Annotated in this window: 14 protein-coding genes; 5 read left to right on the top strand and 9 right to left on the bottom strand. The window is 60.5% G+C overall.

Annotated elements, in window-relative coordinates; translation table 11 throughout:
- Positions 1 to 16: 16 nt before the first annotated feature.
- Complete coding sequence (gene thiD, locus HB676_RS30550) at positions 17 to 817, bottom strand: bifunctional hydroxymethylpyrimidine kinase/phosphomethylpyrimidine kinase (RefSeq protein WP_213742218.1); 801 nt, start codon at positions 815 to 817, stop codon at positions 17 to 19.
- Positions 818 to 1,019: 202 nt separating this feature from the next.
- Between thiD and HB676_RS30545 the strand changes: the two genes are divergently transcribed.
- Positions 1,020 to 1,265, top strand: coding sequence for an Lrp/AsnC ligand binding domain-containing protein (locus tag HB676_RS30545; protein WP_213742214.1), 246 nt, complete (start codon positions 1,020 to 1,022; stop codon positions 1,263 to 1,265).
- A 36-nt stretch (positions 1,266 to 1,301) separates the two neighbouring features.
- Here the strand turns inward: HB676_RS30545 and HB676_RS30540 are convergent, their stop codons facing one another.
- The 3 genes from HB676_RS30540 to HB676_RS30530 all read right to left on the bottom strand — a co-directional run bounded on the left by HB676_RS30540 (position 1,302) and on the right by HB676_RS30530 (position 3,198).
- Positions 1,302 to 1,811 carry an SRPBCC family protein gene (locus tag HB676_RS30540; protein ID WP_249780537.1) on the bottom strand — a complete coding sequence of 170 codons (510 nt, stop codon included), beginning with the start codon at positions 1,809 to 1,811 and terminating at the stop codon, positions 1,302 to 1,304.
- Positions 1,792 to 2,133, bottom strand: coding sequence for a metalloregulator ArsR/SmtB family transcription factor (locus HB676_RS30535; RefSeq protein WP_213742213.1), 342 nt, complete (start codon positions 2,131 to 2,133; stop codon positions 1,792 to 1,794). Before HB676_RS30535 ends, HB676_RS30540 begins: the two co-directional genes overlap by 20 nt.
- Before the next feature lie 138 nt (positions 2,134 to 2,271).
- Positions 2,272 to 3,198, bottom strand: coding sequence for a cytochrome c (locus HB676_RS30530; RefSeq protein ID WP_213742212.1), 927 nt, complete (start codon positions 3,196 to 3,198; stop codon positions 2,272 to 2,274).
- Between the two features lie 162 nt (positions 3,199 to 3,360).
- On the opposite strand from HB676_RS30530, the gene HB676_RS30525 reads away from it, so the two are divergent.
- Positions 3,361 to 3,786 carry a CHRD domain-containing protein gene (locus HB676_RS30525; RefSeq protein WP_213742211.1) on the top strand — a complete coding sequence of 142 codons (426 nt, stop codon included), beginning with the start codon at positions 3,361 to 3,363 and terminating at the stop codon, positions 3,784 to 3,786.
- A 135-nt stretch (positions 3,787 to 3,921) separates the two neighbouring features.
- Here the strand turns inward: HB676_RS30525 and HB676_RS30520 are convergent, their stop codons facing one another.
- On the bottom strand, positions 3,922 to 4,368 hold the full coding sequence (locus HB676_RS30520; RefSeq protein ID WP_213742210.1) for a cytochrome c: 447 nt from the start codon (positions 4,366 to 4,368) through the stop codon (positions 3,922 to 3,924).
- Positions 4,369 to 4,793: 425 nt separating this feature from the next.
- Complete coding sequence (locus HB676_RS30515; RefSeq protein ID WP_213742209.1) at positions 4,794 to 7,100, bottom strand: xanthine dehydrogenase family protein molybdopterin-binding subunit; 2,307 nt, start codon at positions 7,098 to 7,100, stop codon at positions 4,794 to 4,796.
- Positions 7,101 to 7,242: 142 nt separating this feature from the next.
- On the opposite strand from HB676_RS30515, the gene HB676_RS30510 reads away from it, so the two are divergent.
- Together HB676_RS30510 and HB676_RS30505 are read left to right on the top strand one after the other, a co-directional pair.
- Positions 7,243 to 7,833, top strand: a complete 591-nt coding sequence (locus HB676_RS30510; protein ID WP_213742208.1) for a hypothetical protein — start codon at positions 7,243 to 7,245, stop codon at positions 7,831 to 7,833.
- Positions 7,834 to 7,841: 8 nt separating this feature from the next.
- On the top strand, positions 7,842 to 8,510 hold the full coding sequence (locus HB676_RS30505) for a hypothetical protein (RefSeq protein ID WP_213742207.1): 669 nt from the start codon (positions 7,842 to 7,844) through the stop codon (positions 8,508 to 8,510).
- Positions 8,511 to 8,707: 197 nt separating this feature from the next.
- On the opposite strand, the gene HB676_RS30500 is transcribed toward HB676_RS30505, so the two are convergent.
- A complete protein-coding gene (locus tag HB676_RS30500) occupies positions 8,708 to 10,000 on the bottom strand; it encodes an MFS transporter (RefSeq protein ID WP_213742206.1) in 1,293 nt (430 codons plus the stop codon).
- 333 nt (positions 10,001 to 10,333) lie between these two features.
- On the opposite strand from HB676_RS30500, the gene HB676_RS30495 reads away from it, so the two are divergent.
- Positions 10,334 to 11,443: a hypothetical protein gene (locus tag HB676_RS30495; RefSeq protein WP_213742205.1), complete on the top strand. Its 1,110-nt coding sequence runs from the start codon at positions 10,334 to 10,336 to the stop codon at positions 11,441 to 11,443.
- A 286-nt stretch (positions 11,444 to 11,729) separates the two neighbouring features.
- Here the strand turns inward: HB676_RS30495 and murJ are convergent, their stop codons facing one another.
- Entirely contained in the window at positions 11,730 to 13,259 is a 1,530-nt protein-coding gene (murJ, locus tag HB676_RS30490; protein WP_213742204.1) for a murein biosynthesis integral membrane protein MurJ, read from the bottom strand.
- Between the two features lie 44 nt (positions 13,260 to 13,303).
- The gene (locus HB676_RS30485) at positions 13,304 to 14,455 is read right to left on the bottom strand and encodes a DegT/DnrJ/EryC1/StrS family aminotransferase (protein WP_213742203.1); all 1,152 of its coding nucleotides are present in this window, start codon (positions 14,453 to 14,455) and stop codon (positions 13,304 to 13,306) included.
- Positions 14,456 to 14,490: the final 35 nt, after the last annotated feature.

Here is a 14,490-nt window from a genome sequence, read left to right as displayed (position 1 = left end):
TCGGCGTATTTTCTCCTCAATAAAATCGATGAAAATGATGGATCGGCCCGTGGCCATGGCCGACGCCAAGGCGATCGGCTGCCGCGATCGCAGCACTAATAAAAGTCTTGGCGTGACGCACGGCGCTTTCAAGATCCTCGCCCTTGGCAAGGCCCGCGGCGATCGCCGACGACAGTGAGCATCCGGTGCCGTGGGTATTCTGGGTCGCGATGCGCGGCGCCGGCAGCGCCAGCGTGCCGTGACCGCTGACGAGATAGTCGATGCTCTCGCTGCCCTGCCCGTGGCCACCCTTGATCAACACACTCCGACATCCCAGCGTCAACAGCCGCCGGCCCTGGCGTTCGATCGCCGCTTCGTCGGATGCGATGGGCTCATCGAGCAACGCGGCGGCTTCGGGCAGGTTCGGCGTGATCAAGGATGCCCGTGGAATGAGGCCGGTGCGCAAGCGCTCCACCGCCTCCGTCGCCAGCAGACGATCCCCGGAGGTCGCGACCAGCACCGGATCGAGCACGACATGTCCAGGCGACCATCGCATCAGACTGGCGGCGATGGCATCGATGGTCGCAAGCTGCGCTACCATCCCGATCTTGACGGCCTTGACGTCGAGATCGGAGAACACCGCATCGATCTGCGCGGTCACGAATTCGGCGGGCACGGCATGAATGCCGGCGACGCCTTTGGTGTTCTGCGCGGTCAGGGCTGTGATCGCCGAAGCGCCGTAGACGCCGAGCGCGGCAAACGTCTTCAGGTCCGCCTGGATACCGGCGCCTCCAGACGAATCCGAGCCGGCGATGGTGAGCGCGATGGGTATCGCCACCATCAGGCCCGCAGCGATGGTTGCGGTCGCGTGAAGGTCATATCGCTATAACTAGCGCGGCGCGTTATCGGCAGCAAGTTCGCTGGCCATAGCCGCTGGTTCTGGCCGCAATATATAGATGGCTTTCTTGTCGCGAAACGGTATTCACGCCGCGTGAAAACGTTATATTGGTGCAGCGCGACGCCTTTCGGAGACAACAGCGATGGTTCCCTTTTTCATCCAGTTCAAGTGCAAGCTCGGCCAATCCTACGCCGTCGCCAACGCGCTCGCCGAAGCCGAAATCGCCTCGGAGATCTATTCCACCGCGGGCGACTACGATCTTCTGGTGAAGTTCTATGTCGATAACGACACTGACATCGGCCACTTCGTCAACGAGAAGGTCCAGGTCATTCCCGGCATCCAGGACACCCACACCATCATCACCTTCAAGGCGTTCGGGACCGGCTAGCGCGTACCCGCAGCAACCAATTGCCGCCATGCCCCATCAGCGCAACGAAGCGACCAGCGCGTCGAGCTGATCGAGGGTCTCGCGCATGCCTCGCTCCATCCCGGAGGCAATTGCGCCGTCCAGCGCTTCCTTGCCAGGGTATAGCTGATGCAAGGTGAGACGCGTCCTGCCCTGGATATCGTCGAAGGTAGCGGTGACTACCGCTTCGCCCGCATGGCGCATCCGCTCGTAAAGCTGTGTGAGAACCAGCCGCGAAGGCGGCCTTACCTCCAGGTACCCTCCTGAAAACACCTCCGGGTTATTCGAGTCGCGCCCGAAAGCGTAGCGGTAGGTTCCTCCCACGCGCAGGTCGGACTCGCACTCGAAAAGCGAGACGCCGAAGGATTTGGGCGCCCACCATTGTTTCAGAAACTCCGGCCTGGTCCAGACGTCAAAGACGATATGCGCCGGTCCATTGAACATGCGCGTGACGACCAACTCACGGTCGGAGATGCGCTCCACCGTCATTTCGTTTCTCGCCGCACCTTCACTTCCTGCCTGCAGCATCGGACTTCTCCTTTCGCGTCATTTCCTCGACCAGCTCATCCATTTGCTCGAACCGCTCTTCCCAGATGCACCGGTAGCGATCGATCCATTTGTGAAGTTGCTTCACCGGCTGCGCGCGCAGTTTGTAGAGCCGCTGTTGCGCATGCGGCTCTGCCTCCACCAGCCCCACAGCCTTGAGAACCGTGAGGTGCTGGGAAACCTGCGATTGCCTGAGCCCCAGCCGGCCACGGATGTCGTTGACCGATCGAGGCCCCGTACGAAGCAGCTCGACGATTCGAAATCGATTGGGTTCGCCAAGGGCGGAAAGCGTCTCTGGGTTCATGACCCGAATATCATCATACACGAATATTCGTGTCAACGAATATTCGTAGCGAAGAATCCCCGGCGCAACCTGATTGCGCTGTGGCCTTCGTTCAGCTTGCTTCGGTCAGTCTATGGTTGCGCTTGAATGATTCCGCGCCTATCCGGCGCTTTTCTTCGGCGGTCGCGGCGGTCCATCGACCGGCGGCAGCGATTTGAGATACTCCGCGATCGCGTCACGATCCCCCGGCGGCAATTCCGAGGTGTTCTTGATCACCCGCACCATCGATCCCCCGGCGGAATCGCCATCGGGCGTTTGTCCGGTTTCCAGAAAATACGCGAAATCCTTCACGCTCCAATCGGCCAGCCCCTTTTGCGTGATGTTCGGCACCCAGCCCTCGCCTTCCGGATTAGGTCCACCGGCAAAACGCTGTGCTGATATGATGCCGCCGAGGAAATTTCGCGGGCTGTGACATTCCGCGCAATGGCCGAGGCTATTGACCAGATACGCGCCGCGATTCCACGACGCGGAGCGCCCGGCATCCGGCACGAAGGGCTTGCCGTCCATGAACAGAAACTTCCAGATTCCGACATTGCGCCGGATGTTGAACGGAAACGGCACGTCATGATCGCGCACTCTGCCGGACACCGGCGCCAGCGTCTTCAAATAGGCGAACAGGTCGCGAATGTCTTCGACCCGGGCATGCTGGTAGGATGCGTAGGGAAAGGCCGGGAAGTAATGCGTACCGGCAGGCGACGTGCCTTTGAGGACAGCGGTGACGAAATTCGCCTCGCTCCAGCGCCCGACACCATCGGCCATGTCAGGCGAGATGTTGGGGACATAGAACGTCCCGAATGGCGAAGGCACCGCGAGCCCGCCGCCCAGTTTGAGACGATCCGGCTGATTGGGTACGGCATGACAGGAGGAACATCCTCCGGCATTGAACGTTGTGAGGCCGTTGGCAATGTTTGGCGTGTAAGCCGGCAGCATATCCGACGAGACGGCGGCCGGTATCGTTAGCCACCAGAACACCGCAAGACCGGCCACGACAGCAACGACAAGGGCCAGAAAGATTCTTCGCACCATTCACCGATCCGTCACTATCCCGTACTTTACGGCCAGTATGGCCGTTGGGCGAGCCATCAACCTACTTCAAAATTTCTCACTATCGAGGCCGTTTTCGGGAATAAGATCGAAAGCCCGCTGTTTTAAAATTGGCACCTAATCAACGCCCACAGGGAGAGAACCATGTCGAATACCAGGATCATGCTTGCTACGCTGGCGCTCGGGACCGCCGTTGCCTTCGCCGGCCCTGCTTTCGCCGAGAAGCTGAAAGCCACCCTCGATAGCGCATCCGAAGTGCCTGCCAACACCAGCGCCGGCAAGGGCACCGCCGACATCGACTACGATGCCGCTTCCAAGAAGCTCACCTGGAAGCTGACCTATTCGGGGCTTTCCGGTCCGGCCACCGCCGCGCATTTCCATGGGCCCGCGGAAGCCGGCAAGAACGCCGGCGTCGCCGTCGCGATCCCCGGCGCCACTGCAAGCCCCGCTGAAGGCAGCGCGACGCTGACCGATGCGCAGGCCGCCGACCTGCTGGCCGGCAAATACTACGTCAACGTCCACACCGCGGCCAATCCGGGCGGCGAAATCCGCGGACAGGTGACGAAGTAAGCCTTCGCTTTCGCGACATAATAAAAGGGGCGAGCGCATCAGGCGCCCGCCCCTTTTTCTTTTTGTTTTGACGCGTTTTCTTTACGCGAACCGGTACCCACTTCGCTCGAAAACGCTATGGGAGTTGAACTGAAATCAGCTATTCTTGACGCGGTAGGTCTCGTGACAACCGCCGCACTGCTTGCCGATGCCGGGGAAAGTCGCCTTCAGCGAATCGAGATCCTTGATCTGGGTCTTGGCTTCGCTCACGACTTTACCAAAGCTTGTGATGTGCTCGCTGAAACCGGCCTTGTCTTCCCAGACCTTCGGCGAGGATGAGTAATCGCCGTCCGCCTTCAGCCCCTTGATGCTGTCGGGAAACAGCGTCGGAAGTTTCTGGGCCGTTTCCTCGAACTGGGCGAGCGCGGTATCAACCGTCGCCTGGTCATATGGCTTTTCGCCCTTGACCATCGCGGCCAGCGCACCGGCGTTCTTGCCGTTGCCCTTCATGAAGGTCTGCGCATTCTTGACCGCATCCTGTTGCGCCATCACCGCGCCGATACCGAGCACCAACGCTCCAACAATAACGACAATTCGCTTCATCAGTCTGATCCTTCTGATTTTTCCAAACGCACGGTGAAACCGGTTACCCGTCTAGCAAACATTGTTATCATTCTAATTATCAACAGCGCCCGCAAGGCTTCATTCCAGCCTCCGCACCGGCAGCTTTAAGCGGGCCGGCCAAACCGGCCGCACGCAAAGCGTGTATTTTATCGCTTTATCCTGCTTTGTTAGAGAGCGGACGGTATGAAGGTAGTTGGGCCAGTGCGGCGAGCCCAATTAGAACCGATCGGCCTGTAGCCCGGATGAGCGCAGCGATATCCGGGACCGATGTCTGATATACTCCCGGATATCGCTGCGCTCATCCGGGCTACGGCGCTGGATCCCGGCTCTTACGATGCGCGTCTCGAACCATGGCCACAAGAACAGCAGTAACGATTAGAGCGAATCGAAAAACGCTCCAACGCTCACAAACTATGCCGGCGCTGGTGCTCGCGGATCGCGATCCAGACCCGCTCGGCGGTGGCGGGCATGTCGATATGATCGATTTTGTACTCGCGCCACAGCCCCTCGATGATCGCATTGACCACCGCCGGGCAGGAGCCGATCGCTCCGGCCTCGCCGGCGCCTTTGACGCCGAGCGGATTGGTCGTGCACGGGACATTGTGCGTCTCGAACACAAAGGACGGCCCGTCGGCGGCGCGCGGCAGCGCGTAGTCCATGAACGTTCCGGTCACGAGCTGGCCGTCCGCGGGATTGTAGACCGCCTGCTCCATCAAGGCCTGGCCGATGCCCTGCATCGCGCCGCCATGCACCTGACCGGCGAGCAGCAGCGGATTGAGCGTCACCCCGAAATCGTCGACGATCACATAGTTGACGATTCTGATGATGCCGGTGGCCGGATCGATTTCGACCTCGGCGATATGGGTGCCGTTCGGAAATGTGCCGTCGGCGCTGGAGAATGTCGCGCTCGTTTTCAGCTTTGAGGGATCGCCGGCGGCGCGCTTGGCCAGATCGGCGAAGCTGACCGAACGATCGGTGCCCGCGATCCGCACCGTGCCCTCGTTGATCTCCAGATCGGCGCTGCTGGTTTCCAAAGCTTCGGCCGCGAGCTCGCGAAGATTGACGCCGAGCTTGCGGGTCGCGCGCTCGACGCTGACGCCGCCGGAGGGAATCGACGCCGAACCGCCGGTGCCGAGACCTGTGGCCACGACATCCGTGTCGCCCTGGAAAATGTGGACGCGTTCAGGCGAAAGACCGAACTGCTCGGCGACGAGTTGCGCATAGGCGGTCTGGTGGCCCTGCCCGCTCGACTGGGTGCCGATCAGGATCGAGACGTCGCCATTGGGATCGAGCCGCACTTCGGCGGTCTCCTCGCCCATCGTGCCGCACACCTCGACATAGCTGGCAAGGCCGATGCCGCGCACCAGCCCCTGCTTCTTCGCGGCCCTGGCGCGCGCCGGAAATTCCTTCCAGCCGGCGATGTCCATCGCCCGTTTCATATGCGCGGCGAAGTCGCCGGAATCGTAGATCTTGCCGGTTGCAGTGGTGTAGGGCAACGCGCGCGGCTGAATGAAATTCTTGCGCCGGATCGCGTCCGGCGTCATCCCGAGCTTGCGCGCGGCCGCATCGACCAGCCGCTCGACCACATACGCCGCTTCAGGACGGCCGGCGCCACGATAGGCATCGACCGGCACGGTGTTGGTGAACACCGTGCGGACGCGGCAATGAAACGCTTTGATATCGTAGAGGCCGGGCAGCATGCCGGCGCCGCCATGCGGAATGTAAGGGCCAAAGGTCGACAGATACGCGCCCATATCGCCCATCAGGTCGACATCCATCGCGAGGAACTTGCCGTCTTCAGCGAGCGCCATCCGCGCCGTCGTGACGTTGTCGCGCCCCTGCGCGTCGCCCATGAAATGATCGGCGCGATCGGCGGTCCATCTCACCGTCTTGTTCAGCTTGCGCGAGGCGAACGCGGCCAGCGCGTATTCGCGATACGGAAACAGCTTGGTGCCGAAGCCGCCGCCGACATCCGGGCAGATCACCCGCATCTTTTCCGGCGGAATCTTCAGCACCATGCCGCCGATGATCTCGCGCAGGCGATGGCTGCCCTGGCTGCCGATCGTCAGGGTAAGATGATCGCGTTTGGCGTCGTATTCGCAGACCACCGCGCGGGTTTCCATGAAATTGGTGACGATGCGCGGATTGACGATGGAAACTTCGGCCACCGCATGCGCCGTCGCGAACGCCGCGTCGGTCGCCTTCTTGTCGCCGATCGGCACGTCGAACAACACATTGCCGGGATGTTCGGGCCAGACCTGCGGCGCGCCCTTCTTGACCGCATTCACAAGTCCGACCACGGCCGGCAATGCGGTCCACTGGACCGTGATCGCCTCGATCGCATCGCGCGCCTGATCGATGGTTTCAGCGACCACAAACGCAACGGCATCGCCGACATGGCGCACCACATCCTGCGCGAGGATCGGATACGGAGGCCCGGTGAACGGATTTTCTTCCAGATTGAACAGGCACGGCAGATCGCCAAGTTCCCCAACATCCGCAGCCGTGAGGATGCTGGCGACCCCGGGCAAACCGCGCGCGCCAGTGACATCGATGGTGAACTTCGCATGCGCATGCGGCGAGCGCAGCACCAGCGCATGCAGCGCGGCCTGCGGCGCGTGGTCGTCGGTATAGCGGCCCTTGCCGCGAATGAGCGCGTCATCTTCCTTACGGAGGACGCTTTGACCGACACCGAATTTGATAGGAGCCATTGTGTGTCCATTTTCCGCCGGCGCGTTCGATTCAACCACGCTCAAACCATCGAAGATGCACACCATATTGCAGCGGATCGCAACGCAGCGCAAACGCCTCCTTGTCCAGACACGTCTTCTCCAGGGCAGAAGCGACGGTTTGATGCATATCAACACCGGCTTTCGGTCCAGGCTTATTGAACCTTTTGCGTCATTTCGCAGCGTATCGGGTAAAGACATCATGGCGAAAAATCAGGACGAGGCGTTGACCGAGCGGCACTTGGCGTTGTTTGGAGCCGTCCTGCAGAGTTTTGCCCGTTACGAACAGACGATAGAGCAGGCTATTGCGGGTGTGCTGCGAACCGAAGTTTCCAGCATCGCCATCCTGATGCGACAGCTCGACTTCATGGCCAAACGCCTGGCATTTCTCGATCTTTTGCGGGAACGATCTATTCCAAGCGATCGCTGGGAACGCATTTTTGCGCATCTCGCTGTTCCGACCTACCATGTCGGTCTGCGAAATCACATCGCGCACTCGACCTGGAAGGTCTCGCCAGAGCCGAAATCGATTCAGCCCGACTGGATCCTTCGATGGGTGCCGGGCATCGAACCAACCTTTCGGGAACCGGCTTCCGATGTAGCAAGCTATACGTTCGAATCCCTGAGCGAGACCTCGGCCAATCTCGCCATTGGCCACGAGCGGTTTGTCGCCTGTCTCATCGAGTTAGGCCTAATCTCGCACGAACATGAATGAGGTCCCCCATGCGAAGGCTGCTTTTTGCTTTGCCGGCTGTTGCATTATTTTCGGCACTTGCCCCTATTCGGGCACAGGACATTGGCGCGAATTCCGATGAGATCAGGAAAGGCCATTACCTGGCCGTCCTGATGTGTTCGAGTTGCCATATTGTTGGTACCGACCAGTCCGCGCCCGTTTTGCGGCCTCCGGCGCCCTCGTTCGTATCGATCGCTCAACGCGTCAACGCTGAACAAATCGATTCCTTTCTGACAACGACGCATCGAGACATGAGTAACCCGGCCGGCATGCCGAATCCCGAACTCGGCGATTTTCAGAAGAGGCAGGTTGAGGCGTATCTACTTAGCCTCCGCGAGAGGGTAACCGCCATCCCCGCTCCTCTCCAGCCCTCGATCACCACGACGGCAACTTGCGACGCGGAAATTGCGCGATTGCAGTTGCTGCTTCAGAAAGCCCGCGCCAGCGGCGAGATCGTGGGAACCGCGCCTGAATCGACGGCCGCGCGGCTTCACCACCAGCCCACACGCCGATCGGTCGAGGAAGCGACGGACGAAGTCGCAAAAAATACGGATACCGCAATCGCTTTTGCTCAAAAACTGAAAGCAGAAGGCCTCGACGCCGAATGCGGGACGATGCTTCGGAAAATCGAGCCAACGCCGGGTTCCGGTAAAAGATAGCGAATTTGAGTGCACATAACGGACTCAGTTGTAGGGTGGGTTAGCGAAGCGTAACCCACCATTTCGCCGTTGGGGAGTGGCGGATTACGCTCCGCTAATCCGCCCTACGAGTTCAAACTCGGACATCAAGTGCTTGTGAATAAACTCTTCAGCCCCGCACCAGCGACCGCAACCAGCCGATCAGTGCGACGTACCGGTCAGGCGGCGTCCTTGATCTGACGGTCCGGCCGCATGACCAGACACATCGCGGCACCCACCAGCAGCAGGCACAGCGACGCGCTGAACGGCGTTGAATAATTGCCGGTGAGGTCGGCGATGAAGCCGAAGGCCAGCGGCGCGCAAATCGACGAAATGGCGGAGCCGGTATTGAGCATGCCGCCGGCCGAACCTGCCCAGGCCGGCGCGATGTCGGTGCAGACCGCCCAGGTCGGCGAAACCGCCGCGCGAATGAAGAAGAATCCGGCCGCCAGCGCCACCGCAGCCAGATTGACCTCGCGGATGAACAATACCGGGCCGATACAAACGGCGGCCAGGATCAGCGACGTGCCGATGAGTGCGTTGCGGCCGATCCGCAGACTGCCGGTGCGCCGGTAAAGATAGTCGCTCAGCCAGCCGCCGCTGATGTCGCCGAACACCCCGGCAAACAGCACCCCGAAGGTGAAGATCGCCGAACTCTTGAGCTCGAGGTGATAGCTCCTGGCGAAATAGGTCGGCAGCCAGGTCCAGAACGTCCAGAATGTTGCACTCAGGCACAGGTAAACCAGCGTCGGCGGCAGCATTGCCGGAATCAGGCGGCGCCACGGCGTCTTCGCCTCAGTCTTGCGGGTAAAAACAAGCTGCGCCAGTTCCTCTTTGGTTACCCCGGGGTGGGCGCGCGGATCGTCACGGAAGCGCCAGGCCCATACCACCACCCAGACGGCGCTGATGCCGCCGAGTATCAGGAAGGCACCGCGCCAGCCCACATAACCCATCAGCCAGGCAACCAGCGGCGGCGTCACGGTGGTGCCGATCGAGACGAAGCTGTGTGTGAGCCCCTGCGTGAAGCTGCGGCGCGTCGGCGGCGTCCAATCGGCGATGACGCGCGTCATCGCCGGGAACGGGGCGGCTTCGCCGAGCCCCAGCAAAGCGCGCGCGCCCACCAAGCCGGCAAGACTCGATGACAGGCCGCACAAGATGGTCGCCAGCGACCAGATCGAGCCGAATATGGTCAGTCCAAGCCGGCTTCCCCATTTGTCGCACAGCCAGCCGACCGGCGCCTGCAGGAGATAGGGAAAGCCGAACACCGAGAACGCCAGACCGAGTTGGGTATTGGTGAGGCCGAATTCCCTTTGGATCTCGGGCGCCGCGACCGAGACGACGTTGCGGTCGATCATGTTCAGCAAGTAGCAAAGCGCCACCAGGATGACGACCCGGCCGGAAACCGTGCCAGGGATCGCGCGGATTTCCCGAAAAAACGTCCGGACGGGAAAGGCGCCATTCATCGTTGTCATCATGACCCCATGTGCATTGCAGCCGTGGCCAAGTGCGGTATCACGCTTGCGCTACCCTGGCTATCCGGGTCTCGCTGCGCAAAATCACGCGATCGTCGACGGGAGTCGATCGACGCCGCACGCAAGGCTCGTCTATCGCGAGTGATCGTTTTGCGGCCTGCTCTATGTCCGTTGCGCCCTTCATGGCGACCAAATTTTGCAGCGCAGCGAAATGACGCGATGTGCCAGGAGCGGACCTGAGCAGGCGCAGCATATTGCTCTCCGACAGAGCACTGCTCACTTGTAGCACGAAGCGATTGCAACTAGAGTTAGTGAGAAGAATGGAGGGTGCAAATGCGTAAATTCGCGGTAGCCTGCCTTTCAATCTTTGGTGTCACGTTATTCCTCTCCAACTCGTTCGCCGGCGAGAAGGAAGAAGCCGTGATGGCGGGATGCGCGGTTACGGCAGCGACCGTAGTAGGATATGCAGGCTGTGTCGCCGCAGGGTGGGCGGGACAGGCGTTGGACACCTGCGTTAATGAGCCTTCCAAGTGTTACGGCGGAGATGGCAAAAAACTGTTGTGCTCAGTTGGAATAGGCGGCTGTCCGAAGCCGATAGAACCAGCACAGCTAGTTCGTGTTATGCCTTTCCATGGTGGATGTGAGGCGATCTACAACACCGGTATCTACTGGAGCCCAGATTGTCAGAACCTTCGAGGTGGCGGCCGAACCCTCAACGCTTGGGACGTACCCCAGGCTCATTGGTCATTCGTTCGCGCAATGGTCATCTTCCGGGATTGCATAATCACTGCCTTTAACAGCGCAATCTACAAAAGCTGCAACGGACTAAATCTTGGCGGCGGCGGTGAGACCACAAAAGTATATGAGGGTGCTCATGTCGAAGCGATGGACGTCGTTGCATATCAGGGGAAGCTCGTTCTTCGGACCAAGTTTGCAAACAATCCTTATTACTGCGACCCTAGCGGAGATTATCCCGGCGGCGGTCCAGGTGTAGACTACTGTGATCATGGCTCAGTGAACACGCCGCCCGCAATCTCTTTGGCGCTTACGGGGGAGTTCGACAAAGATAGGTTTGCATTAATCAACAATGTGCATGGTGATTGTAACTCGCGAACCATTGCCTTCAGAGACCGCTTCTTTGATCAAGTGTTTTTTCCGACGCTATTTTACAATTGCACCTACATCAACTGGGGGCAAGATGTTTTGCCGCAGGTAGCAAAAGGCATTGGTTTATCGGACGCCAGCAGCCGGTGGGCCCTTGTCAGGGTTGATGGAGGCTGCAACGGACGCATCGTCCAGCTGTATGATAAACGAGCTAGAAACATACAGACGGTTCGTCTTGGTGCGGATAACTGCCAGACAATAAACTTCAATGGACCACCTGCGGCACCAGGCGGATGGCTTTCAGTGGTTGTTGCGAAAGCGAACCTTCCTCCTGGTTAGGGAGCTTGGTCCTTTAGTCGACCCATTTTAGCTTTGCAGTTCACTAACACGACAGCGGCCGGAAAGCGCGATGAACGGGCGCCGTTGTATGTACCCCAAAATTGTCATGTGCGCCGAAGCCTAACACCCTGCGAACGGGCATAGTCACCGAAAACGGTGCTCCATCCGCCTCACTTGCGAACCGCGCCCGACGACCGAGATGGATCATAGACGGAAGTTTTGGTCCACCAAGTGCATGTCCGATCTGCTCCCGAAGTCGGACATCAAGCGTTTATGAGAACGCTCCTTATCCCCGCACCAGCGTTCGCAACCAGCCTCTGCCGAACAGCAGCAATATTGAGGCGGCATAGACGACCGCGCCGACAACGATCAGCCATACAAACGCGATCTCGTCGCGCCCTGTGCTCAGCGTGGACAAATACGACGCCGCAAACCTTGCGGCGAGCCACAGCGCCACTCCGAGCACGACACCGGCCACAGCAAATTTCGCCAGTGACTTGATCCACGCGCGATCGAATTCGAGAAAACCCCGTCGCACCGCAAAGCCGAGCACCAGCAACAGATTGATCCAGGCTCCGACCGCGGTCGCCAGCGCGAGGCCGACCTGCGCCAATGAGCCGATCAATGCGATTTTCAGCGCGACGTTGACGGCGACACCTGACAGCGCCGCCTTCACCGGCGTCGCGGTATCCTTGCGGGCATAAAATGTCGCGACTGCGCTGCGGATCAGCACAAATGGAATGAGGCCGATCGCATAGGCCGCCAGCGTCGCACCGGCGGCCGCAGCGTCGCCTTTGGTGAATGCGCCGCGCGCGAACATCGCGCGCATGATCACATCAGGCACGATCAGGAACGCGGCCACGAACGGCACCGAAAACAACAACGTAAAATCGAACGCGCGGCGTTGCGAGGCCATCGCGCCGGCATGATCTTCCGAGGTCAGCCGCCGCGACATTTCCGGCAGCAGCACCGTGCCGATCGCAATGCCAATGACGCCGATCGGCAATTGATTGAGCCGGTCGGCATAATACAGCGCCGACAGCGCGCCGGCGGGAAGAAACGTCGCGATAATGGTGTCGGCAAATAGCGCGACCTGGGTGCCCATCGATCCCAGCGTGGCGGGCCCGAGCGCGCGGAAGAAGGCGCGGACATCCTCATCGAGCTTCAAGGGCGCAAAGCGTGGCAATCCGCCGTGGGTGGCGAGATCGCCGGCGAGCAGGAAATATTGCAGGAAACCCGAGATCAACACGCCCCACGCCGCGGCATGGCCGGGCGTCGGAAAGAATACCGCCAGCGCCAGCGTCGCCATCATCGAGATGTTGAGAAAGATCGACGCGGCTGCCGCGCTCGCAAAGCGATGCATCACGTTGAGCATGCCGCCATACAACGTCACCAGCGTGATCAAGAGCAGATAAGGAAAGGTGATCCGCGTCAGATCGATCGCAAGCCGCCGCTGCTCGGCATCCTCGGTGAAGCCGGGCGCGAGGATGCTCATGGCTTGCGGCATGAAGAACCATGCCAGCACCAGCAGCACCAATTGCGAGACGAACAGCAGCGTGAAGATGCGATCGGCGAACAGTTTCGCCGAGGCTTCGCCGCGCCCGCCATGGACATGCGCATAGGCCGGCACGAACGCCGCGTTAAAGGCGCCCTCGGCGAAGATAGCACGGAAGTGGTTGGGCAGCCGCAGCGCCACGAAAAACGCGTCGGCCACCGGCCCGGCGCCCAGGATCGCCGCCAGCATAATGTCGCGGGCAAAGCCGGTCAGCCGCGAAAGGAGCGTATAGCCGCCGACGGTGAAGATACGACCGAGCATGCGCCCGCTTCTAGCGCATTAGTGCTTTTTAAAAAACGGCGAAATCAGGAAGAAAGTGCGCCACGCACAGCCTTGATGATCCGCTCCTGCGTCTGTTCATCGAGATAGGCGTGCATCGGCAGGCTGATCACATCGTCCGACAGCGCTTCGCAGACCGGCACGCCGCCATCGGCAATCGGGTAATCCCGATAGGCGGTCTGCTGGTGCATCGATTTCGGATAATAGATCGCGGTCGGAATGCCCTGCGCCTTCAGCGCCGCGGCGAACTCATTTCGGTCAACGCCCTTCGGCAGCCGGATGGTGTATTGCGCCCACACCGAAATCATACCGCTGGCGACATGAGGCACGGTCACTACATTGCCGAGGCCCTGCGCATAGCGCTGCGCGACCACGTTTCGCGCCGCGATCTCGTCCTCGAATATCCTGAGTTTCTCGATCAAGATCGCGGCTTGCATGGTGTCGAGCCGTCCTGTCAGCCCGAGGCGGACATTGTCGTATTTGTCCGATCCCTGGCCGTGCACACGGATGCTGCGTAGCGTTTCGGCCAGTTCCGCATCGTCGGTCAGGATCGCGCCGCCGTCGCCGAAGCAACCCAGCGGCTTGGCCGGGAAGAAGCTGGTCGCGGTGACGTGGCCGAAGGTGCCGAGACGGCGGCCCTTGTAGCTAGCGCCAAACGCCTGCGCCGCGTCATCCAGCACGAACAGGCCCTCGGCCTCGGCGACCGCACTGATGGCATCATGGTCGGCGCTCTGCCCGAACAGATCGACCGGGATCACGCCCTTCGGCTTGAGACCTAATCGCTTCGCAGTCGCGATGCCGCGCTTGAGCGATTCCACGTCCATGTTGAAGGTCGCCTCATCGACATCGACGAACACGGGAGTCGCGCCGGTCAGCGCCACGGCCTCGCCGGTCGCACAGAATGTAAACGACGGACAGAATACCGCGTCGCCGGGGCCGACCTCTTTGGCCATCAGCACCATCAGCAGCGCATCGGTGCCGCTGGCGCAGGTCACGACATGCTTGGCGCCCGTGAAGGCTGCGAGCGCGGCCTCGAGTTGCGTCACTTCCGGGCCGTTGATGAACAGGCAATGCGTAAGTACGCGGGACACCGCTTCGTCTACGGCCGTGCCGAGCCGGCGGCGCTGCGCGGCGATGTCGATGAAGGGAACGGGTTCTGGACGCATGTGCTGGTTCATGGAGCCTTGTTTCGTAGAAGGAGAGTCGGACATCC

It is taken from the genome of Bradyrhizobium sp. dw_411, from assembly GCF_018449695.1.
Classification (GTDB): Bacteria; Pseudomonadota; Alphaproteobacteria; order Rhizobiales; family Xanthobacteraceae; genus Bradyrhizobium.
The sequence above is the reverse complement of the archived record's forward strand: the minus strand, read 5'-3'. Positions and strand labels throughout refer to the sequence as shown.

Excerpts from the sequence above, each read along its gene's own strand:
- HB676_RS30540 (WP_249780537.1), bottom strand. The coding sequence starts at position 1,811 with ATGCTGCAGGCAGGAAGTGAAGGTGCGGCGAGAAACGAAATGACGGTG.
- HB676_RS30495 (WP_213742205.1), top strand. The coding sequence starts at position 10,334 with ATGCGTAAATTCGCGGTAGCCTGCCTTTCAATCTTTGGTGTCACGTTA.
- HB676_RS30530 (WP_213742212.1), bottom strand. The coding sequence starts at position 3,198 with ATGGTGCGAAGAATCTTTCTGGCCCTTGTCGTTGCTGTCGTGGCCGGT.
- HB676_RS30545 (WP_213742214.1), top strand. The coding sequence starts at position 1,020 with ATGGTTCCCTTTTTCATCCAGTTCAAGTGCAAGCTCGGCCAATCCTAC.
- HB676_RS30535 (WP_213742213.1), bottom strand. The coding sequence starts at position 2,133 with ATGAACCCAGAGACGCTTTCCGCCCTTGGCGAACCCAATCGATTTCGA.
- HB676_RS30525 (WP_213742211.1), top strand. The coding sequence starts at position 3,361 with ATGTCGAATACCAGGATCATGCTTGCTACGCTGGCGCTCGGGACCGCC.
- HB676_RS30515 (WP_213742209.1), bottom strand. The coding sequence starts at position 7,100 with ATGGCTCCTATCAAATTCGGTGTCGGTCAAAGCGTCCTCCGTAAGGAA.
- HB676_RS30520 (WP_213742210.1), bottom strand. The coding sequence starts at position 4,368 with ATGAAGCGAATTGTCGTTATTGTTGGAGCGTTGGTGCTCGGTATCGGC.
- HB676_RS30510 (WP_213742208.1), top strand. The coding sequence starts at position 7,243 with ATGCATATCAACACCGGCTTTCGGTCCAGGCTTATTGAACCTTTTGCG.
- murJ (WP_213742204.1), bottom strand. The coding sequence starts at position 13,259 with ATGCTCGGTCGTATCTTCACCGTCGGCGGCTATACGCTCCTTTCGCGG.
- HB676_RS30485 (WP_213742203.1), bottom strand. The coding sequence starts at position 14,455 with ATGAACCAGCACATGCGTCCAGAACCCGTTCCCTTCATCGACATCGCC.
- HB676_RS30500 (WP_213742206.1), bottom strand. The coding sequence starts at position 10,000 with ATGACAACGATGAATGGCGCCTTTCCCGTCCGGACGTTTTTTCGGGAA.
- HB676_RS30505 (WP_213742207.1), top strand. The coding sequence starts at position 7,842 with ATGCGAAGGCTGCTTTTTGCTTTGCCGGCTGTTGCATTATTTTCGGCA.